Origin of the sequence: Bradyrhizobium nanningense (genome assembly GCF_004114535.1) — a bacterium.
GTDB classification, from domain to species: domain Bacteria; phylum Pseudomonadota; class Alphaproteobacteria; order Rhizobiales; family Xanthobacteraceae; genus Bradyrhizobium; species Bradyrhizobium nanningense.
The window spans coordinates 432,847-451,693 of record NZ_LBJC01000007.1 but is presented as its reverse complement, the minus strand read 5'-3'; the positions used below and the strand labels follow the sequence as shown (position 1 = coordinate 451,693).

The following is an 18,847-nucleotide window of genomic DNA, read 5'->3' as shown; positions in this document are numbered from 1 at the left end:
CCACCTATATCACAATACTGATTTCACACTAGCAATTCAGTTTCACTTTCGCAAGGAGATCATCATGGCGAGCAACGAGGAAAAAGACCACCCGGGCGGCAATCCGGGTCAGGGCGGAGGTCATGGCGGTGGCCCCGACAAGCCCGTCAGTCTTTTCGTCAACGAAAAACCGGTCACGGTCGAGGACAAGAAGCAGACCGGCCTGAGCATCAAACAGGCGGCGATTGCGCAGCACGTTCCGATCCAGCTCGACTTCGTGCTGAGCATCGAGCGCGGCGGCGGCAAGACCGAGCTGATCGGCGACGATCAGAAGATCACGGTGCATGACGGCGATCGCTTCCTGGCCATTCCGAATGATGACAACTCATGACCGCGATTACGCCTGCCATTGAGAAGGCCATTGCGGAGATCCGCTCATCCTTCCCCGAGTGCCAGATCGATGCCGAACCGGACGGTTCGGGCGGCGCATACGTCATGGTGCGCGACGTGCCGCTCGGCCCGCCCTATGTCCAGCCGACGATCTGGATCGGCTTTCAAATCACGTTTCAATATCCGTACGCGGATGTGTACCCGCATTTCACCTGCGCGGAGTTGAAGCGCACCGATGGGCGCCCACTTGGCGAAGGTCTTGGGCTGGCCTCTCATCGCGGCAGCCCGGCGATGCAGATCTCGCGCCGCTCAAACAAGCTTAACCCGGCGACCGACACCGCGGCGCTCAAACTCCTGAAAGTGATGCAATGGCTTCGTACCCATCCATAGGTCCTTGGCGCCTGACTCTGCCCGAAGGTATGTACCAGACCCTGATGCGGCACCTCTTCCCCGGTGATCACGACGAGCACGGCGCGATCATTCTGGCCGGAATTTGCCAGTCGGACCGCGGCCTGCGCCTCGTCGCGCGAGAGCTGCATCTGGCCGTCGACGGCGTCGACTATGTGCCGGGGAAATACGGCTACCGGATGCTTAAGGCCCAGTTCATCCAAAGCCGCATCCTGCGCGCGCGCGACCTCAAGCTCGCGTATCTTGCGATACATAATCACGGTGGCACGACCACTGTTGCCTTCTCGCCGGACGACATGGCCTCGCATGAGCGCGGCTATCCCGCGTTGATCGATATCGCGCGCGGTATGCCCGTCGGCGCGCTCGTGTTCGCTGGCGCCGCCGTAGCGGGCGATCTCTGGCTGCCCGGCGGGCGGCGAGCACCGCTCGCAAGTGCCGCGGTGATCGGCGGTAAGCGCCTTGAGTTGTTTCCCGGGCCGCCCGCAGTGGCGAGCCGCATTCCGGACTATGACCGACAAAGTCGGTTGTTCGGCGACCGTGGGCAAGCCATCCTGGCCCGCACCCGTGTTGGCATCATCGGCCTGGGCGGCGCAGGATCGATTCTGGCAGAGTTGCTTGGCCGGCTTGGCGTGGGTGAATTCGTTCTCGCCGATCCTGACAAGGCCGAGACGACGAACCTGCCGCGCCTGATCGCCGCTTGGCGCTCGGACGCGTCGCCGCCCGCATGGCTGCCGGCGCGCATCCGCGAGCTGTTGCGCCAATACAAGGTCCATATGGCGGCTCGCAACATCAAGCGCGCGAATCCGAACGCGAAGGTGCTCGCCTTGCCGCGCGACTTTCTCGACGCCGACGTGGCAACTCGTTTTATCGATTGCGACTATCTCTTCCTGGCGGCCGATACGATGAGTGCGCGGCTGTTGTTCAACGCCATCGTCAACCAGTACGGCATTCCCGGCGTGCAAGTCGGCGCAAAAATTCCGGTCAGCCAAGCCGGCGAAGTCGGCGATGTGTTCTGCGTCGCGCGCAGCGTGCGCCCCGGTCACGGTTGTTTGTGGTGCAACGGCCTCATCAACCCGGCTCGCATCCAGGATGAAGCCGTGCCGGATACGGTCAAGAAAGGCTATGCCTATCTCGACGATCCGGGGGTGGCGGCGCCAAGCGTCGTGACCATGAACGCGATCGCCTGCGCGCATGCCGCCGACGACTTCCTGTTCCATATGACTGGACTAAAAAATAATGGGGCGGAGACGGCGTGGTTCCGGTGGAATTCGCGCAAGAACTGCGCAAGCTACGACGTTCCGCGCCAGGATCCGGAGTGTTTGGAGTGTTCGGGTATCGATCACGGTCGCTTGGGCCGGGGCGATCATTTCCCGTTGCCGGTGCGCCCGCGCTAGAGCGTCATCCGGACCCGAAGGGCCGCGTCAGCGCAAGTGTGCCGCAGTTTTTCGAAAAGATCATACATCAAACAAGATGCTAAAGCGCGATGACCATTCATCCTGATCTCATCGCGCTTTAATTAGTGCATGAAGCGCTTCTCGCGACACTCGTAGAGGCCGTCATCCCTGATGGCAAAGACCTTCTCGTCTTTGCCGGGCTCCGCATCGACGTCGCGGACGATGAGCATACCTGGCAAGTGCAGGGAGAGCAGACCCGCGGCGTCCTTGCCTGTCGACGTCGCGTCCAGAATGCTGTGTCCGTACATGCGTCGTAGCCCGGGCGAGGCCTGGTTGTACGAGTCGACGGTCGAGATCTCGGTGATCCAGGTGAAGTGAGGCAGGTGCAGGCGCATCAGTAGATCTTTCAATCCGCCCGATGCAGAGGACTGAGCGATGTGAGTACGATAGCCCGAGGCGGAGGTCAGATAGGTGCGCATGACGATTCGCTTCTTCTTGTGCGCCTCGATGAGCTCGTTGAGAAGCCGGTCATTCACTTGAACCCCCTGCTTGGCCAGCTTGCTACGGATGCTCTTCATGTCGCCCAAGGTGGCGTCTAGTCGGCCCCAGGCCGTGCGTTCTGCGGCGCCGGCCGTCGAGAATGCCCGGAGCGGCATGAGCACGACGGCGAAAACGGCGTGGTCCGCCACGTTGAGATCGACCTGCAGCGTGCCATGCAGGCGATGGCGCACCAGTTGGTGAGGGTCGAACTTGTACGCGGCCGCCGTTTTCGCGTCTTTGGGAAGCAGCATGTAAGGCCCAGCCTGATCGTCGTGGACGATGTAGGCCGGAAAATAATCGGCAAGCTGGTTGCTGAGGGTATTCTGCTTGCCGAACACGCGGCCAATTACCGTAACGGCATGCCCGAGCGATCCGGGAGATTTCTTGTCCTGAAGACCGAGGATGACCGGCAATCCCGATTCCACGTACGGCAGGATGGCGGCGCCGACATTGGCACCTTCGACGCAAAGCGGCTGAAAGCCCATGTCGTGGATCGCCCGGATCATGCGCTCGGAGGTCAGAAAGTCGGATCCAGCCGGAAGCGAAGTTGCTTCCTCGGCCGTCGTCGGCACGGCCAGGTGCGTGATATCTGCAACTGAGAGCCAGTCGTATCTGTGCCTGTGATGCATGTGGCGCGCGCCGGTCCAGATCGCGACCTGGGCACAAGCACCGACACGTGAGTCCTGCTGCATGAAGCAGGCTCCCATCACGTCAAGCTCTGCGCCGAGCAGGTTGGCGCGGATGCTGGCTCGGCACGTCACCACGGATTCAAGATCGGGCCCAGCCGGGCCATCGCCACGCAGGGCGGTCCGTCCGATCGGCGCGTTGGGCAACGGCCGCACTACGCAAAAACCAAGATAGCTGCGCTTGCTGGTTTTCTGGAGAGCCAGGGCACGCTCGACCCAATTCTTGTTGGTGCCGATGGGCTCAAGATCTTCGGCAAAGAAATGCGCGCGCTTGCAATGCCGGTCGTAGGTCTTGAATGTCTGCGTGTAGAAGCGCCGATAGTCGGACGAATAGTCGCGATCGATGTAGCGGGATTCGATCAGGTACGACTTGGCTCCAATGACCATCAAGTGCCGAATGATGCTGCCGACGACGCGATGATTTCCGCCGAGACACCCAGCCAGCGTCTTCCAGTCACTCTCGCTCTTGAGCTGCCCGACAAGATAGTCGACGTTCATTGGAAATCGATTGGATCAGTACAAACTTCATGAAAAGTGTGGAGACTCAAAAACCCACAAGGTTTTATCGCAGCGCGAACTTCTTGCTCGCTTGCGCGGCACGGACCGCCTCTTCCTGAATTTCATCAATTTCGATCAGTGTCTTTTCATCCGTCTTGAGCGTAATCCCGAGCGCCTCGGCGCTGAACTCAACGGACTCGGATGTGGGGAGAAGGCTTGAAGGCATGCTCTGCGGCTGGTCGGGCATGTGCGGATAGGGCTTTGCGGTTGAAAGATGCAGATTTGCGAGCCACCACTATTGAGCATACAGCTCCAGCGAATGCAACGAATCGTTGCCTCATTTAAGACGCACAGTGCGTCACCGTCAATTGACACAGGTCAACGGCTGGCGATTTCGATATTGTGCGGCCCCGATGAAACGATAAGTTCAGCGTTCGTTCCGCCCGCGGTTTGGATGTCGAGCGCCAGTGCGCCCGCTCCCAATCAGAAGGCAGGCTATGTTGGCGCGTCAGCCGCTGCGTTTTCCTGCACATCTTGGGATTGGCTCTGATCCACTCCATCGAATGCTCGCGATTGTGCCGAGGTGAGGATCTCCTTTCAGCTGAACCGGCAGACAGGCCGTCGCATTAGGAATCCGAAGCTGGACGCCGAGACGAGGCGCCGAACGAAAATATCGTCAAGGGCTAGCCATTTCCCTTGTAGCGCACCCATTCGCACCATCTCTTAATGGCCGCACCCTCCGTGCGATCTTGGACGCTGTTTGATTCACCTTCGTACTCGCCCGACGCGCGCCAACCAGATTTGGAAATGCGATCGGTTCGTATTGTGTACGGCTTATCCCATACTCTCACGACGGTCTCACCCACGATCGCTTCTCCGTGTTCATCTAAGTCATATCGCTCTGAGGTGAGCGGCAATAAAACGAAATAGCTCTTCTTTACCGAGAGATAATTGCGCAAGCCAAGCCAAACCGGCGACGGCTACTCCGTAGGCGAGAATAACGAAGAATCGGTACCATTCGAAACTGCTCAGTGCCTTGCGATAGTGCTTCGCCGCTAGTTCTTCGTAGTCTTTCTCTAAGAGCAAAGGTGCATATAGCCGGGATCTAAAACTCTTCTCATTCTCGACGATCGCGTTGACGGCGCTGTTGGCGGCCATGACGGTGAATGCACAGCTTGCGACCAGGTAAGCCATGGCAAACCAAATCAGCCAGGAACCAAGGGTTGTTGTTGTCGCTTTCAGCACGACGACACCGAACGCGACGGCAGCATCACGCCAAAGCCCGGAGGATAGTGACGCAGTATTGTTGGCAAGCGATCGAACGTCGTCAGAAAGACCCTTTCGAAGGTCAGACATGAGCTTCAACGCATCCACGCCTTTCGACTGCAGATGCAGCCGATATGCCGTGCGCGCAGCCTCAAAGCTTCCGCCTAAAGACTCATTTAGCCCTTGCAGCCACGTGGCGTCTGACGGCCAAAGCCGAACAAGTTCGGATGCAAGTAAGCTGTGCCTGGTCTCCGCGTCGGGACCTTCGAAATAAATCCAGCGGCAGACTTCGGACAGGAGCAGGTGAAGCCCACTCATATCTATCCCTGTCGCAACGTGCTCGATCACAGCCGCTATCTTCCTGCCGCTTCGGACGTGAGAGACAACGTTGCCGTCACTGTCTAACGAGATTGCATCGGGAATGCACAGGGCTAGCCGTTGAATGGCGGTTTTGCGGATTCGATCGGACCACCAGGTGTCGGCGGACTCGTCAATGATCCAGACGCGCGGCGAGGTCGGGAGCAACCCCTTTCCCGACATATCATTGACGAGCCGTCGAGGGCGGACGGCATTTTCCTCGGCAACTACCGACGCGGCCCAGTCTTCTGACCATGGACCGATGCTGATTCCGTTGGCGTTGCATTTGAATCCGAGCGGCAATTCGGCGACGACGACTTTGGTGCTTTCTTCCAACCGCGAAGGCTCAGATTGAACTGACCGATCGAAACCATCGACAGTTAAGAATTTCAGGATGTTTCCTGATCGAACTTTTACGATCCGAATCGAGAAGGTTCGGTCTGAAAAATCCTCCAATTGCTCATCCAGCAGATTGTGTTCGTCATCTAGATCGCTGTCGGTCGCGCTAATGGTAATGCCTAAGGAGGTCGCATTTGACCGCACGGACTGCAGGGATCGCCAATGCTCTTGTCCGCCAACTCTGATGGTTTGCTGAAAAATGTCGCACGTCTCGCTTGGCGGTGCGATGCTATGACTGTGCAAGCCTACGGCTAGCAATTTCATCTGCGAGGTCATCGTCTTCAATTCCTGACGTTCTGATCGTGATCGTGGCGCTTCCGTCTGGCTGCTTTTCCACCTTCACGAGCGAGTCGCCCGCATCATCAAGTTGCTTCGGATAAATGATCAGCACGTTTTCGCGGGTTTTTAGTCGCCGCATGGGGGGTGGTTTGACGCGCTCTTTATCAATTTCGATCACTTCGCCCGAAATGCGTTTCTGATGAAGCGATCGATCGACGTGCTTGCGAAAATTCTTGTCCTGCCAGAACGCGCCGAACACCTGTGAGCCGAACACATTCAAATCTTCACCTGGCTCAATCGTCTCCCGCGCCTGCACGGCGTCATGAAGATTCTTTCGCCAATTCCTTTTCACTGCGTCAGGCATAAGTGACTTGAATCTAATGACGCTCGCGTGTAGCGCATCGACGAAGCGGCCAGTTGCGTCGGTTGGCGTGTAAAGTCGCCGAACTCCCAAGAACGTTTTGAAATATTCGCTGACGTTACATTTGTTTACGCGATCATAGACGGCCAATTCACCGCCGTCCTGATTTTCGTTCAACACGATCAGCGCGGATTTCTGCATCGCCTTGCGATCTTCGATAAACGTATTGTCTACCTCAGTCACCTTTGCCCGAACGCTGCCGTCTTCCTTTCGCGTTTGCTGATATCGCAGCACGGTCTGGTCGTCGAACTTGATGAGAGCGAATGCTGGAACCTCAAGTCCGCCCAGTTGCGCTACGATGAAAGCCCCGCGAGATGACATCGGTGCGCTCTTGTGGCCTGACTGAAACGACTCCGTCAGCTGCTTCGTTCTCTGAACGAATTTCGTTGCGCTCTCGGCTATTGATCTGAGGGAGGGACAGACACCCGCATCCGGCCCTATGAAATTGAAACGGTTGCCGATGTTGGTTTCGCGAATGCGCGCCAAAAAGAAGCTTTCGAACCCCGAAGCATCGATTTCATCCATCAACTGAAAGTCATCATCACTCGGTCCAACAACATGAAAAATCATTCGCTGAATGGAAAGTCCATCCAGCAAGTCTTGGTCTAACAGCCCCATTATGAGCAATCCCCCGGAGCACCCATGTGCCAGAGGCCGAGTAGCAGAGAATCCCAAGTGCAACCAAAACAGAAATTAGAACATAAGGAGAACATTAGCGCTTGTCAACAATTAGGCCGGAGGCGTTTTATTCATGCGCAGTATCGCAGGATCCTCGCAGCGGCCTGCCAAGATGTGTCAAGTTCAGCTAAATGGACAGCAACCCTGATCGCCTGCGACCTCGACGATGCCTCCCGTGCACAATGGGAGGCTCCGCCGATCCAAGTGAGGCGTTGCGACGAGCGTCAAGATGGTTGTTGCGCCGTACCTTTCGTCCCCAGAAGTCATATCGACGCCGCGGCGGGGGTAGCTAGGGTGGGACGATGAGCCTTCTCGCACGAATGAATGACGGGCCTGCCGTACGGTCAATCTCGCGGCGCAGGGAGCTTGGAGCGTACGAGGCGCTGTGGCTGGAAAAGGGCGCGACCTTCAAGACAATTGCGGAGAAGTTCGCCTCCGATCCCACTGCCGTCCCATCCAATTTCGTTCCAGGAGCTGTCGCTGACGCTCGCGCCGCGGAAGTTCTGGCGGCACTCAAGAAAACTGGCGTCTCCAGATTTGGCACCCGGCTGAATCTCACCGGCAACTATCCTCCAAAGCTTCGGGATGCGAAGCATCCGGTGGAGATGCTTTACTTCCAAGGCGCTTGGGAGCTCGTCGAGACCCGATGCGTCGCCGTCGTGGGGAGCCGAAATCCGAGCGAAGACGGGAAACTGCGTGCGGCGAAGCTCTCACGTGCGTTGGTCGAGCGCGGCTTCACAGTTGTGTCGGGGCTGGCAACCGGCATCGACACGGCAGCTCATACAGCCGCGATCGAGGCGAAGGGCCATACCATCGCTGTGATCGGCACGCCGATCGGGACCTATTATCCGAAGGAAAATCAGGCGCTCCAACGCAAGATAGCGGAGGAGCACCTGCTCATTTCTCAGGTGCCAGTGCTTCGGTACGCAAGCCAGCACGTCCCGCAGAACAAGCTCTTTTTCCCGGAGCGAAACGTCACGATGAGCGCTCTTACCGAGGGAACGGTCATCGTGGAGGCCAGCGACACAAGCGGGACGCTCACGCAGGCTGGAGCGGCCTTGGAGCAACGCCGCAAGTTGTTCATTCTCGATTCCTGCTTCAAGCGGGATGACATCACCTGGCCGGCGAACTTCGAGAAGCGGGGCGCGATCCGTGTCCGCGACCTCGCCGATATCTGGGGCGCATTAGGTGATGCCGCGGTTTCTCCAGCAAATTCATGAGACCAACCGACGAGACCACTGCGCGCGTGATCGGTCTATTCGTGGTCAGACGCGCGCTCGCCGATCCATTCGAAGAAGTGTCGATTGAAGATCTACGGAAGTGAACGTTGTCTCGTCGTCGATACCGCGGTGAGCACAACGTCGTTTCGGCTGATCCCTCTACTTACGAAGACATACTTCGGATAGCCGAGGCGGTGGTGGTGGTGGGTGGGTGGGGCGGCGGCTGGTGGGCCCGCCTGGATTCGAACCAGGAACCAGACCGTTATGAGCGGCCGGCTCTAACCATTGAGCTACAGGCCCAGATCCTGGCCTACCAAAAGGCCGCGGGGGAGCGGTGCGGAAGCTCGTTTACAGGGTGGCTGGCATTCTGGCAATGCCAGTTGAAAGAAGTGCCGATTGCGGCGCGCGTTAGCTCATTTCCGCTGAACAGAGCAGGCCGACTGACGAAGACGTCGGTACTCGGTTGGCGCAGGCGCGATCTGTCGCTGGCGGAGTTGCACAGCATCAAGCGACATCGTCATCGCCCAGCTCGCCTCTGATTGGCCGTTCTTGCGCGGCGGGAAAATGAGGCCGCCAACTAAGGCGGCTTTGATTATTTCAGAGAGCTGCTGATCGAAGCGAATTTCGTATTGAGTTTAGTGCCTAGCCCATTCACAGCTGCGATGATAGCAAGCGAGATACCCGCCGCTATCAGCCCATATTCTATGGCGGTGGCCCCGGACTCATCGCGTAAAAAGTGAACTAACGTTTTCACGGTACGTGCCCTTCTAAGGTTAATGCGCAGGATTTACCGGCAATTTGTTAAAGCCGTCAGAATCGCATTCGACTTTCCGTTTGTTGTGACGCGAAAACTCTGTACGCAACGGACAAATGCGGGCGGCTCTTCAAGGTCGTGGTGAAGCTCTCGTCGGTCCAGTTACGTTTGCCGCAATCTGGTGCAGGTGGCGATCTCGGCGCTAGCACAGCGTGATTCCAAGCTTCAATGGGAAGCATGCGATGCGGTTGCTGCGCAAAGCAAAAAAGTCATGGCCGAGCGGAAGGATCTTTTAGAACGTTCCTATCTGTGGCCGGAGCAACGCGCTCGGGCGAGGAACGGGACCGTTCGTACGTTCCGTGCTGTCTTTGTCGGCGCTCCGCCCTCGATTTGGCTATTAGGTTGGCGAGAGTGGGACAAGGAAATTTTTCGTTCGCGCTCACTTGATCGGAAAAGGCTCGACATGAACCATGACGACAACGCAAAATCGTCATGAAGTATCGGTGATGACGGACGAACAGCTCAACCTGGAGGACTGCAAGCACGAGATTGCTCGTCTCAAACAGCTGGTTGTGCACCTTCTGAAATCGCGTTGCGCAACGTCGTAAGAGACGCCGAGGACCGAAAAAGCGGTACACGCGTGAGTCTCTGGCAGCCCACCGAACGCCAGCCTCGGAGGGAAACGAACGTTGCGTCGTAGCGCGCTGTTCCTGGCAGCGCGGCTCCCCACCGGGGGCAGGGAGCAGCCCCGCCCTTATCTCCATAGGGCGGGGCTCCTATTTTCTAGGCGGAACTTTTGAGAGTTCAGACCCCGCATTCTCGGACATGCGCAGGAAACGCGTACAGGACAACTATTGGCGATTGAGTCGATTAGATCTGGCCGCGCCCCGCTTGGAGAGGCGCGATCCCACATTGCAGTAGTCATCGACGCCATAATCCAGGACGAGCGCTTGCGCCGCACCAGCGCGCAGATGAAGGCTGCAATGAAAGAGCAGCTGAAATACCGTGCACATCGGCGAACTTCAAAATCAGCTCTGGCTCCACATCGGTGAAAAAAGTTGCGACGTGGACGGTCCATGGTTTTCTCTTTCCTGAAGTCAGACCTCTGGTAAGTTCGGTGGCGGTAATCGATCTCCCGCACGGTGCGTTGGTGATGCCGAGAACGAGCTCTTCCACCTCGCGTTACCCTCACTACTGGTCGCGTCGCACGAGCGCCGACATTGATGACGCGTCAGCTTTCGAGTGCCGCGCCACGGCAGCTCCAAACATCATTCGGTCCCGAAGCTGTCAGCGGTTTTGCGCCGGATCCCCAGGGGCTTGTAGCTCAGTTGGTTAGAGCGCGCGCTTAGCGAGACCTGGCATCAGGCTTTCGCAAGCCCTGTGCTCCATTGACTCTGAAAAATCTCCTCGAATCAGGGGATTGGATCGATCGCGCTTGTCGGGGAACCCTCGAATCGGCTAGTTTTGCACTGTTCATACAGTACTTGTGCACTGGCGTTGCGTTTGCTTCCGAATCCGGAGCAGGCAATGGCGAAGATTACCAAGGCTCAACGCGAACTGGCGGAAGTGCTCGATTTCCGCACGAGCGCGAAAGCACTACTGCACGACCGCTACAATGACTGGAATGACTGGGAATTTGATTGGCTGACCGACGAGGTGCGGCGGCCTCCCGATTATACATACACCGAGAAAGAATGGGCCGTGCTCAAGCGGCTTCAACATTACGCAAGCTCGTTCACGGAATACGCCGGCTATTCGATTCCGGAATTGATCGCGATCGCCTATGTCAGCCGGCTCGACTTTCAGGAGCACGAGCAGGAATTTGCTGAGAAAGTGCACCGCTGGGGTGCGACGCATCTCAAGCGGCGTCAGATCCGCTTCCTTGCGAGCTTGTGTCGCCGGTTCGAAAGCATCGGCTATGATCTCTTGCCGGACTATGATCCTGTCGAGGAACAGGAATATGTTGGAGCCGAGGCTTTGTCATCAGCGGCATAGAAAGACGGTCCGCCGGACTTGTGCGGTGTAAGCCCTGCCGGGCCTGAAGTCGGCGGCGCGCCGTGCCGAATTGTTTCCCTTGAACTCGCTAATAAGGTGACTCGCGCGCTTTGGAAGTCTTCGGCCCAGATTCCAACCATCACAGCTAAGGTCGTTTCGTATCTATTCGCGACCAAGTCGCAATCCGAAGTCACAGCCGGGCAGGTGGGAATAGCTGGGCAGGGCAAGCAGTCGGAGCGTGGGCCAGCGTGAAATGCGAGATGGCGGCACAAGCGGCCAGTAGCCTTTTCAGCAGCCAGGCGGGGAATGCCTCGCGGCATCACCTTAGGACCTCCAAAAATTCCCGGATAACCATTCGCGAAGATTGGAGCTGACACCAAGGTCGACCGGGCAGTGACCACCTGGACGGTCCCTGCGGCCCGTTTGAAGGGCAAGGGGGCCCGCAAACGCGACCACGTCGTGCCCCTCAGCGACGGCGCACTGGGGATCCTCGAGAAGCAGCCCGAGGGGTCGAACTACTTATTCGCGCGTCAGTCCGCCAGCGGAGAAGACGGTCAACGTCGTCGCGATCAGACCATCGCGTTGAACGACAACCCAAAATATTGTCGGTTGGTACCTTTGAAATGTGGCATATATACCACATTCGTTTACCAAGAAGTGACTGGCCACGCCGAACCAATGACACGGTAGGCGCGTCTACCCGTATAATGCGCTCGTTGGTTCCTAGTTCGTTCCCCCTTGCTCGCACCGTGGGAGGCCTGAAATGACTCCTGTTTGGTACAACGCTCGCAAGGCCGCTCAAGTCGCTGCTTACTTTGCGAAGTCCCAAGGGGGCAAAATCAACATCCTTAAGCTGGTCAAGCTGATCTATCTGGCCGATCGTTTGGCGCTTGAAACGTTTGAATCGCCAATACTGGCGGACAAATTCGTTTCCATGGACCATGGTCCGGTTAACTCAATTACACTCAACTATCTCAATGGTCTTTCGGATGATCGCGACGAGTGGGCCGAATTTGTAACGGATCGCGAGGGCCATTTCGTCGGTTTGGCGAATAGCGAACTGAAGATTCCCGAGCTGGATGAGTTGTCAGGGGCGGAGCTGAAGATCCTGGCGCTCACGTGGGAGCGTTACGGCAAAATGAATCCCTTTGAAGTGAGGGATTTTACCCACAACAATTGCCCGGAGTGGGAGGATCCGAAAGGATCGTCCGAACCAATTCCGCTCGAGCGCATCTTTAAGTTTCTGGGCAAGCGTGATGGTGCCCAACTAGCGGCCCAGGTCGAATCTGAGCGGTATATCGATCAACTCATTGCAAACGTCGATGCCCTTCCTGCCATTGAAGAAGGCGACACTGTTGATGCCTTCCGGGCCACTTCGTGACCCGAATAGGCTGCACCTATGGATTGTTCTGACCGATCCATGCCCGCATGATGCAAACCTGATCGTTAGCGTTTCGAGCGTTCAGTTGGGGCGGTTTCACGACCCAGCCTGCGTCATTGGGGTTGGAGAACACCGCCGGATCACGATGGAGAGCTGGGTCGTCTACAAGCTTTGTCGAGCTGCACACGCAGCCTCACTGACAAAGGGTGTCAGCGCGTGGGTCTATCGGGCAGACGAAACAGTTTCAGACAAGCTGTTTGACAAGATCTGTCAGGGCATTCACGACACCGAACATATCGCGCCCCGTATGAAGAGATATTTTGAAGGGAAGGGGCCCGCATTCTAGTGGGATCAAGCAAAGGCTGACTGCCCGGCGGCTCACTACGTTCAATGCGCTGGTCGAGGGCTGAAAGACCAAGTCATCTCGGTAACCCCCTTGTGTTGCGCAATATTCAAATCGAGCACATCACCGGGTCGGCTGCATTGCTCACAGGTGAACTGAATTGTCATTCCGTGGCGCCTTGAGCTCGGATTTCCCGAGCCGGAAGACGGCACTATGCTAGTCTCAACAGCTGAGCCACTGACGGTTATTTTGACAGTTGTTTCAGCATCCTCTCTACGATCGAAAAAGACCGCGCCCATATGGCAAAGGTATTCCGACCCACATCGCGGACAGATCAGATCTGACGTTGAACCTGAATCGGTGAAGGCGATTCTCTTCGAATTAATGATTTGCGGCATGACTGCTCCAAGGTTAGCACGGCAAGAGGATGAACTAGACTAGGTGCTTCGGCTTTCCATCGGGACCGAGCACGCCTGCCCGGAAGCGATCTTCGGCGATTTGGCTCTTCAAACCTCGATTGCGAGCGAGACAGCTAAGCACGCTTTGAAGAATGCTGTATGCAAGAGTTTCGGCCGAAAGTGAATGAGTTTCCTTTTCCACGTTCATGATCACGCCCTTTAATTCGGATAGTGATACACAAAAGCGCGAGCACCAGCCGCACGAGCATGCAGATAATGGTACGGCGGCCGATGTGGTTCATCGCAGGGGTTGCGCTAACTCAGATCAATGGCGCAGCCAATCCAGGGGGTCGGTTCTCGCAGCCTATGATGAGCGTTGGCTTTGAAAATTTTGAAACACTCCTCTTGAAAGCGTGCAATCGCGGGCGACAAGTCGAGGGCATTTGTCGCGATCGTTCCTGCTTTGGTGCTATATGAGAACCGGGACTTCGCTGATTTTAGCAGCGCCCAGAATCTCGTATTTTGGTCGGTAAATTCTGGGTTCAGCACCACTATCCCAGTCGCGTACGCATCGCTCGCGTCGCGCACCAAACGCCAAAATCCGCTGGCTGGTTTGAATCTGCCCATGCCGAAATATTGGAAGTAGGAGGCGTTGACCTCTGGTCGCCGAACAATTGAGCCAGGATGAGAAACTTTAACGATGATCATGTACGTCATTGTGGCGTCGGAACAGCTAACGCCAGGATTGCTTGTCTCGGAAGCAAGAGTGAGCACGTCATCAGCCTTGGCGATAGTCCGATCGTCAAGGCGGGCTCGTAATCTCACGCGGCCCGCTCACCGCCGCGCACGAAAGCATCATCATTGCGCTGAGAAAAGTAGCCACCATTTGATGGACATGTTTGCCCCCATGTGCAGGTCAAAATTCCCCGCAATCGGAGGGCGAGTGCAAGGGGAGGGTGAGTTGCAGAACGAGCCGCCCGTGTTAGAAGACCGCTCCAACCATTCGGAGTGATGATGGCCAAAAAGACCAAAAAGAAGAAAGTGCGCCGTGAATATACCAAGGCAGACATCAAAGAGCTGCGTGCGCATTCGAAAGCTAAGACCCCCGTCGCCAAAATCGCAAAGCTGATGAAACGCAGCGTAGGATCTCTGCGCCAGAAGGCGCTCAAACTCGGGATCAGCCTCGGCCATCGCCGCTAGACGGTCGCTGGATGGCCGTATTACCGTCATCTCGTTAAGTGCAACAGGAAGGTCCTACAGGCGTTCTCGGCTTCAGCAAACGTCCCGAAGGGCGAGCCGCCCAGCTTGATGGCAGGCCTATTCAAATAGAGCGGTCGCCACGAGGCAACAAAGCCGGGCCGTCCATGAAGGCCGAGACCTGGCTCTCGTTGCTAATCACGAACGAGAAGCCGCGGCTACTAGCGCTACTAACCTCCAAATCCCTCACGGGACTGATGATGCGGCTAAACTGCATGATGCGTCCGACCAGAGACCGCCCCTTGGCTGAGTCGGAAAATGCAGTGCGACGGACTTATCTGCCGTTTTCCCCAGGGAAGGCGGGAGGGCAGCGCTAGGGGGCTCGAATCCGTTGAGGAAAGCAGCCTCGGGCTTGATCAGGCCTTGGCTGCAGCGCGGGACCGCGGTCGGATCAGGGCTGCGGAGATCCTGTCTGGCAAAGACATGCGCAGCGCCGACGAACTTGCCGAGTTGCTGCACACAACGCGCGTAACGATCAACGCCAAGCGACAAAACGGACAACTTCTCGGGTTGGATGGCGCCAAACGCGGCTTCCGCTTCCCAGTTTGGCAACTCAATCGTGATGGAAAACTCTATCCCGAGTTGCCGGCCTTGCGGGAACGGCTCGGCGGTCCCTGGGCCATCTTCCGTTTTCTCGTACAGCCCCACGATGAACTTGACGGCCTGACGGTCGCGAGGCCCTGGAGCGGGGGCAGGAGAAGCCTTGCTCGCGGCCGCGGAGAGCGTCGGGCGGGGGGATTTTGGCTAGGTTGCTGGCAAGGATCCACCGGCGAAGCACGCGTCAACCCGGAGGAAGATCTGGCCGCCGCGTTCGCGCACACCAGAATGGCCGCGACAATCTTGGAGGCTCGTTGGTTCGTCGTTCTGCAAGGCCGAACCGTCTCACGTCTTGCGGAGCGACTTCGCTCCCACCGCGTTTGCGATGGCTTCCGCCTCGTCCATGTAGCGGCCGCCGGGGTCCAGATAGCGCAATGCAGGCCATCGCAGCACTGCGACCAGTTATCGTAGCAGGCTGTTCCGACCAGCCGTCCCGCCAACGGCGTATCTTCGCCTGTATGCGTCGAGAAAATCCTGATCGGAACAGATGCACCTGCCCGAGGTGTCGCGAGCACGCGGATCGGCTAATACAGGAGCCAGAGGCCGCAGTAGATTCACTCGCGTACTGGTCGATTGCGGTATCGGCAAGCCTGCGGCGTGCTTCACCAAATCGGCTGCAAGTCCTACTCCGGCGAGCGCGGATTGAAACGCCATCGGAACGACAGCCGTGCCAGCATTGCCGGTGCCCGTCAGACCGATCATCATCCCACCGCAGATCGCTTTTTGATAAAAATTGAGTAGCGGCTGACCAACGAACGGCTGCAACTCGGCATAAGGAACAGAGAAGGCAGTCGCGACCCGCTGCACGAAGTTCTCCGATACACCTTCACTTTTCTGCAGAAGCTCGCGAACTTCCTGCTTCGCTTCGGGCAATCTCAACTCTTGGGCAACCCGTTCGTCTTCGCTTTTGACCATGCCGGACGGCAGATAAAGGCAGGCAAGACATGCCTTGCCGTCATCAAAACCGTGTCTCGAAATCCCGAGATCAAGCTCCTGGGTCCAGGCATTGACGATCCAACGAGGCAAAGACGCTTGGAGGCTGATGCGGTCGGCAGCATTGTCGAGCGCGACCGCGACCCGCTCGAAACTTCGGTCCCGGCGCCTGGCGACGAAATCGCTCCATTTCAAGGGATGCGCAGTGATGCGTAGACCCTCCCGTTTCAGCAACCTGCGAGCCAGCTTGGATTTCGGCGTGCCGACATCCTTCTGCACGGCCATGACGTAGCGCTGCAGGTTCGACAGATCGACCATATCGTGATCGACGGTGTGCAGCGTGCCAGCAAGACCAGGTAGGCGGCCGAGCGCCCACATCGCGCCGTGTCCGATGGCGCCGAGGCCGGCCACGTATGCCTCTCCCAAATCGATATGATCCGGCAGCCGTAGACCCGGTCCGCTCTCCTGCCGATAGTCGAACAGAGAGACGTCGATCTGGCGATCGAGATCGCCGCACACGAGCTGGGGTGCAAACACGAACCGAAACACGTTCGCGGTGGCGAAACAGGCTGCGGCCCCTGCGCCGAACGGGTTCGTGGTCGGCCCCGATCCGACCGGGGCGTCGGCGGACAGACGCGCGCGCCAGCCATCCGATCCGGCGAATATCTTGGTCATGTCGTCGGCCGGGTCCGTCGCGCCGACGACGATCGCCACCGTCGACCGCGCGATGTCGGTGGACAGATCTATGCGGTCGTTGATTGCGATGGCCAGCGCTGCCAGTTCCTTTCCGAGAGCCTCCGCTTCGCTGCCGACGCCGGCGATGACGATCGCCGGATAGAGGCGCGCCAGGATCCTGACGCACATTTCCAACGTCGCGCGTCCTTCGGGCGACGTCGCCGCCGACTCGTCGAAGCACAACCCGATCTGATGTCTGGACAGCGTGGCCTTGTAGGTGTCGAGGTTGAAGTTCGAAAGCACCTGCGACGCGGCTGTGACCGTGCGGTCGAAGAAATTCGCGAAGGCCATCTCTAGTCCTCGATCACTATCGTCTGGGCTGCGCGCGAGGCCGAGATTTCGCGCCAGCTCCCCGATGCATCCAGCCGATACGACGCGAACCGACCGATCTCGAGCGGTCCGGTCCCGAAATCCGGCACGACCAACGAGAAGCAACCGACCGTGGTGGCGACCGCGAATTCGTCATCGGTACTGGAGTGATAGGCGCGCCCTGGATGGCTGTGGATCTGCGCGATCAACGTCAGGCCGTTTCGGTACAGCCAGACATTGATGCGGTGGAGTTCTTCAGCTCCAGTGATGACGCACACGCCGTCGGCGGTGCGGATGTGGCGCTGGGCCGGTATGATCGCTCGATCGACCTGAAATAACGATCCGCTCTGCCGACCCGCCCAGAGCCCCAAGCCCTCATATCCCTGGCGACCAACGTCGCGAAGGTGAGAATGGACGAGTTGCGCGTCCCGCCGTTTGACTATGACCTTTTCTACGTCGGCCAGCCGCTTCACTCCGGAATTCCTTGTAGATGCGCTATGACCCCGGTCACTTGCGCCTGAATTTGGAAGTTGTACGTCGAGAGCGGATCCACTCCGTACATCCAGATCTTCTCCAGAATGAAGACCAAAGAGCCTTCGCCAGAACCCCGATGCAGCAGCCATGAGTCTCCCGTATGCGCTGGATTGTCGTGATATTCCCGGACACCCGGCAGGCAGATGAATGGGTAGTCGTCCGGCCTATTGGCCTGGATCATGCTCGACAGCTGTAGGCCCCCTTGTTGCATCAGCGCCGCCATGGCTTCCGGTGGAATGCCGGGCATCGGCGGACGCCGAAGCATCTGAAACTGCACGTTCGAGGCGAGCAATTTCTCGCGCGTGAACGGGTCGACGAAGCGAACGGACGGCGGTTGCAGATCGTAGTCCGTGAAGTCGACGACGACGGCGGCGACGATGGGAGCGGGTCGAAGCTTCGTCGCGGCGAAGACAACGAAGATTTCGGGAAATTCGGCATCGAGCAGCAGCCATCCCCGCTTCCGGTAGGTTGCCTCCAGGTTACGATAGGCGGCGACTTCCCGGTCGAATTTGGCGCGTGATACCTCGGGATCAACGACCTGTGTCACGGTTAACCGGCGACCCCCGCCTTGAGGCTGAGGAAGAGGGTGACTTCCTTGCCGAAGTGGTATTCGCCGACGCGCTTCTCCGGATCCAGCACGGCTCCGGCTTCGTCCTTGATTTCCCAGTTTTCGGCCGGCTGGGCCAAATTTTGCGTCTCCTGCAGTGCCTTTTGCCGGATCTCGGTCAGCTTTTCCTTCTCTTCGGCCTCGATGACGACCGGCTGGCCATTGACCACCATGGTGATCCGCACGAGATGGCCATGATCATGGTCGTGATCGTGCTTTTCGCGCTCGCGACGGGCCTCTTCTTCGAGTTCATGCTCGCGCTTTTCGAGGTCGTGCTTGATCTTTTCCTCGGATCGAATGACCTCGTTGACGCCCTCGATCTCCTTCTTCAAGAACTCGGCCTCGCGGTCGAACTGTTCGGCCGATTTATTTCCCGATTCAGACATGTTAGCTAACCTTTCCGGGCCAAACCCCGCGTTATCGTGGACAGCTGACATGCTGCCATCTACACACCAATGCGCTCGCTGGGGTAGATTCGGACGCAAAAAT

At 57.9% G+C, this 18,847-nt stretch carries 17 protein-coding genes, 1 tRNA gene and 1 pseudogene; 8 read left to right on the top strand and 11 right to left on the bottom strand.

Annotation, left to right across the window (positions count from 1 at the left end; genetic code table 11):
- Window positions 1-64 precede the first annotated feature (64 nt).
- From XH84_RS06035 to XH84_RS06025, 3 genes are read left to right on the top strand one after another with little or no spacing between them, the layout of a single operon-like run.
- The gene (locus XH84_RS06035; RefSeq protein ID WP_128948034.1) at window positions 65-370 is read left to right on the top strand and encodes a multiubiquitin domain-containing protein; all 306 of its coding nucleotides are present in this window, start codon (window positions 65-67) and stop codon (window positions 368-370) included.
- A complete protein-coding gene (locus XH84_RS06030) occupies window positions 367-759 on the top strand; it encodes a hypothetical protein (protein ID WP_208757043.1) in 393 nt (130 codons plus the stop codon). The genes XH84_RS06035 and XH84_RS06030 overlap by 4 nt, the downstream gene beginning before the upstream one ends.
- A gap of 29 nt (window positions 760-788) precedes the next feature.
- Window positions 789-2,171 carry a ThiF family adenylyltransferase gene (locus XH84_RS06025; protein WP_208757041.1) on the top strand — a complete coding sequence of 461 codons (1,383 nt, stop codon included), beginning with the start codon at window positions 789-791 and terminating at the stop codon, window positions 2,169-2,171.
- Window positions 2,172-2,293: 122 nt separating this feature from the next.
- On the opposite strand, the gene XH84_RS06020 is transcribed toward XH84_RS06025, so the two are convergent.
- The 4 genes from XH84_RS06020 to XH84_RS06005 form a co-directional block, all read right to left on the bottom strand.
- Window positions 2,294-3,895, bottom strand: coding sequence for a hypothetical protein (locus XH84_RS06020; RefSeq protein WP_128948032.1), 1,602 nt, complete (start codon window positions 3,893-3,895; stop codon window positions 2,294-2,296).
- 64 nt (window positions 3,896-3,959) lie between these two features.
- On the bottom strand, window positions 3,960-4,142 hold the full coding sequence (locus XH84_RS06015; RefSeq protein ID WP_128948031.1) for a hypothetical protein: 183 nt from the start codon (window positions 4,140-4,142) through the stop codon (window positions 3,960-3,962).
- Window positions 4,143-4,786: 644 nt separating this feature from the next.
- A complete protein-coding gene (locus XH84_RS06010) occupies window positions 4,787-6,193 on the bottom strand; it encodes a hypothetical protein (RefSeq protein ID WP_128948030.1) in 1,407 nt (468 codons plus the stop codon).
- Window positions 6,147-7,235, bottom strand: coding sequence for a nucleoid-associated protein (locus XH84_RS06005; protein ID WP_128948029.1), 1,089 nt, complete (start codon window positions 7,233-7,235; stop codon window positions 6,147-6,149). The genes XH84_RS06010 and XH84_RS06005 overlap by 47 nt, the downstream gene beginning before the upstream one ends.
- Window positions 7,236-7,597: 362 nt before the next feature.
- Between XH84_RS06005 and XH84_RS06000 the strand changes: the two genes are divergently transcribed.
- On the top strand, window positions 7,598-8,515 hold the full coding sequence (locus tag XH84_RS06000; protein WP_128948028.1) for a DNA-processing protein DprA: 918 nt from the start codon (window positions 7,598-7,600) through the stop codon (window positions 8,513-8,515).
- A 224-nt stretch (window positions 8,516-8,739) separates the two neighbouring features.
- Here XH84_RS06000 and XH84_RS05995 read toward each other — a convergent pair.
- Together XH84_RS05995 and XH84_RS05990 are read right to left on the bottom strand one after the other, a co-directional pair.
- Window positions 8,740-8,815: transfer RNA gene (locus tag XH84_RS05995), tRNA-Ile, on the bottom strand.
- Between the two features lie 292 nt (window positions 8,816-9,107).
- A complete protein-coding gene (locus XH84_RS05990) occupies window positions 9,108-9,269 on the bottom strand; it encodes a Flp family type IVb pilin (RefSeq protein WP_128948027.1) in 162 nt (53 codons plus the stop codon).
- Window positions 9,270-10,796: 1,527 nt separating this feature from the next.
- On the opposite strand from XH84_RS05990, the gene XH84_RS05980 reads away from it, so the two are divergent.
- Both XH84_RS05980 and XH84_RS05970 read left to right on the top strand, forming a co-directional pair.
- Entirely contained in the window at window positions 10,797-11,264 is a 468-nt protein-coding gene (locus XH84_RS05980) for a hypothetical protein (protein WP_128948026.1), read from the top strand.
- A gap of 763 nt (window positions 11,265-12,027) precedes the next feature.
- Window positions 12,028-12,645 (top strand): Panacea domain-containing protein, encoded by a 618-nt coding sequence (locus XH84_RS05970; protein WP_128948024.1) that lies wholly within the window; start codon window positions 12,028-12,030, stop codon window positions 12,643-12,645.
- A 1,056-nt stretch (window positions 12,646-13,701) separates the two neighbouring features.
- Here the strand turns inward: XH84_RS05970 and XH84_RS05965 are convergent.
- Window positions 13,702-14,094 carry a hypothetical protein gene (locus XH84_RS05965; protein ID WP_164937332.1) on the bottom strand — a complete coding sequence of 131 codons (393 nt, stop codon included), beginning with the start codon at window positions 14,092-14,094 and terminating at the stop codon, window positions 13,702-13,704.
- Window positions 14,095-14,400: 306 nt separating this feature from the next.
- Between XH84_RS05965 and XH84_RS05960 the strand changes: the two genes are divergently transcribed.
- Window positions 14,401-14,586, top strand: coding sequence for a hypothetical protein (locus XH84_RS05960; protein WP_128948022.1), 186 nt, complete (start codon window positions 14,401-14,403; stop codon window positions 14,584-14,586).
- A 378-nt stretch (window positions 14,587-14,964) separates the two neighbouring features.
- Window positions 14,965-15,391, top strand: a pseudogene (locus XH84_RS05950) (XRE family transcriptional regulator); the annotation flags it as partial.
- 251 nt (window positions 15,392-15,642) lie between these two features.
- Here XH84_RS05950 and XH84_RS05945 read toward each other — a convergent pair.
- The 4 genes from XH84_RS05945 to XH84_RS40550 are packed head-to-tail and all read right to left on the bottom strand — an operon-like array spanning window position 15,643 to window position 18,795.
- A complete protein-coding gene (locus XH84_RS05945; protein WP_128948021.1) occupies window positions 15,643-17,199 on the bottom strand; it encodes an E2 ligase fold family C protein in 1,557 nt (518 codons plus the stop codon).
- Between the two features lie 2 nt (window positions 17,200-17,201).
- Window positions 17,202-17,690, bottom strand: coding sequence for a Mov34/MPN/PAD-1 family protein (locus XH84_RS05940; RefSeq protein ID WP_245471609.1), 489 nt, complete (start codon window positions 17,688-17,690; stop codon window positions 17,202-17,204).
- A complete protein-coding gene (locus XH84_RS05935) occupies window positions 17,687-18,298 on the bottom strand; it encodes a putative metal-binding protein (protein ID WP_245471608.1) in 612 nt (203 codons plus the stop codon). The genes XH84_RS05940 and XH84_RS05935 overlap by 4 nt, the downstream gene beginning before the upstream one ends.
- Window positions 18,299-18,300: 2 nt before the next feature.
- Window positions 18,301-18,795 carry a DUF2604 domain-containing protein gene (locus XH84_RS40550; RefSeq protein ID WP_245471607.1) on the bottom strand — a complete coding sequence of 165 codons (495 nt, stop codon included), beginning with the start codon at window positions 18,793-18,795 and terminating at the stop codon, window positions 18,301-18,303.
- Between the last annotated feature and the right edge of the window lie 52 nt (window positions 18,796-18,847).

Bases quoted from the DNA above. Each gene is read 5' to 3' on its own strand.
- XH84_RS06035 (WP_128948034.1), top strand. From the start codon at position 65: ATGGCGAGCAACGAGGAAAAAGACCACCCGGGCGGCAATCCGGGTCAG.
- XH84_RS06030 (WP_208757043.1), top strand. From the start codon at position 367: ATGACCGCGATTACGCCTGCCATTGAGAAGGCCATTGCGGAGATCCGC.
- XH84_RS06025 (WP_208757041.1), top strand. From the start codon at position 789: ATGTACCAGACCCTGATGCGGCACCTCTTCCCCGGTGATCACGACGAG.
- XH84_RS06020 (WP_128948032.1), bottom strand. From the start codon at position 3,895: ATGAACGTCGACTATCTTGTCGGGCAGCTCAAGAGCGAGAGTGACTGG.
- XH84_RS06015 (WP_128948031.1), bottom strand. From the start codon at position 4,142: ATGCCCGACCAGCCGCAGAGCATGCCTTCAAGCCTTCTCCCCACATCC.
- XH84_RS06010 (WP_128948030.1), bottom strand. From the start codon at position 6,193: ATGACCTCGCAGATGAAATTGCTAGCCGTAGGCTTGCACAGTCATAGC.
- XH84_RS06005 (WP_128948029.1), bottom strand. From the start codon at position 7,235: ATGGGGCTGTTAGACCAAGACTTGCTGGATGGACTTTCCATTCAGCGA.
- XH84_RS06000 (WP_128948028.1), top strand. From the start codon at position 7,598: ATGAGCCTTCTCGCACGAATGAATGACGGGCCTGCCGTACGGTCAATC.
- XH84_RS05980 (WP_128948026.1), top strand. From the start codon at position 10,797: ATGGCGAAGATTACCAAGGCTCAACGCGAACTGGCGGAAGTGCTCGAT.
- XH84_RS05970 (WP_128948024.1), top strand. From the start codon at position 12,028: ATGACTCCTGTTTGGTACAACGCTCGCAAGGCCGCTCAAGTCGCTGCT.
- XH84_RS05965 (WP_164937332.1), bottom strand. From the start codon at position 14,094: ATGATCATCGTTAAAGTTTCTCATCCTGGCTCAATTGTTCGGCGACCA.
- XH84_RS05960 (WP_128948022.1), top strand. From the start codon at position 14,401: ATGGCCAAAAAGACCAAAAAGAAGAAAGTGCGCCGTGAATATACCAAG.
- XH84_RS05945 (WP_128948021.1), bottom strand. From the start codon at position 17,199: ATGGCCTTCGCGAATTTCTTCGACCGCACGGTCACAGCCGCGTCGCAG.
- XH84_RS40550 (WP_245471607.1), bottom strand. From the start codon at position 18,795: ATGTCAGCTGTCCACGATAACGCGGGGTTTGGCCCGGAAAGGTTAGCT.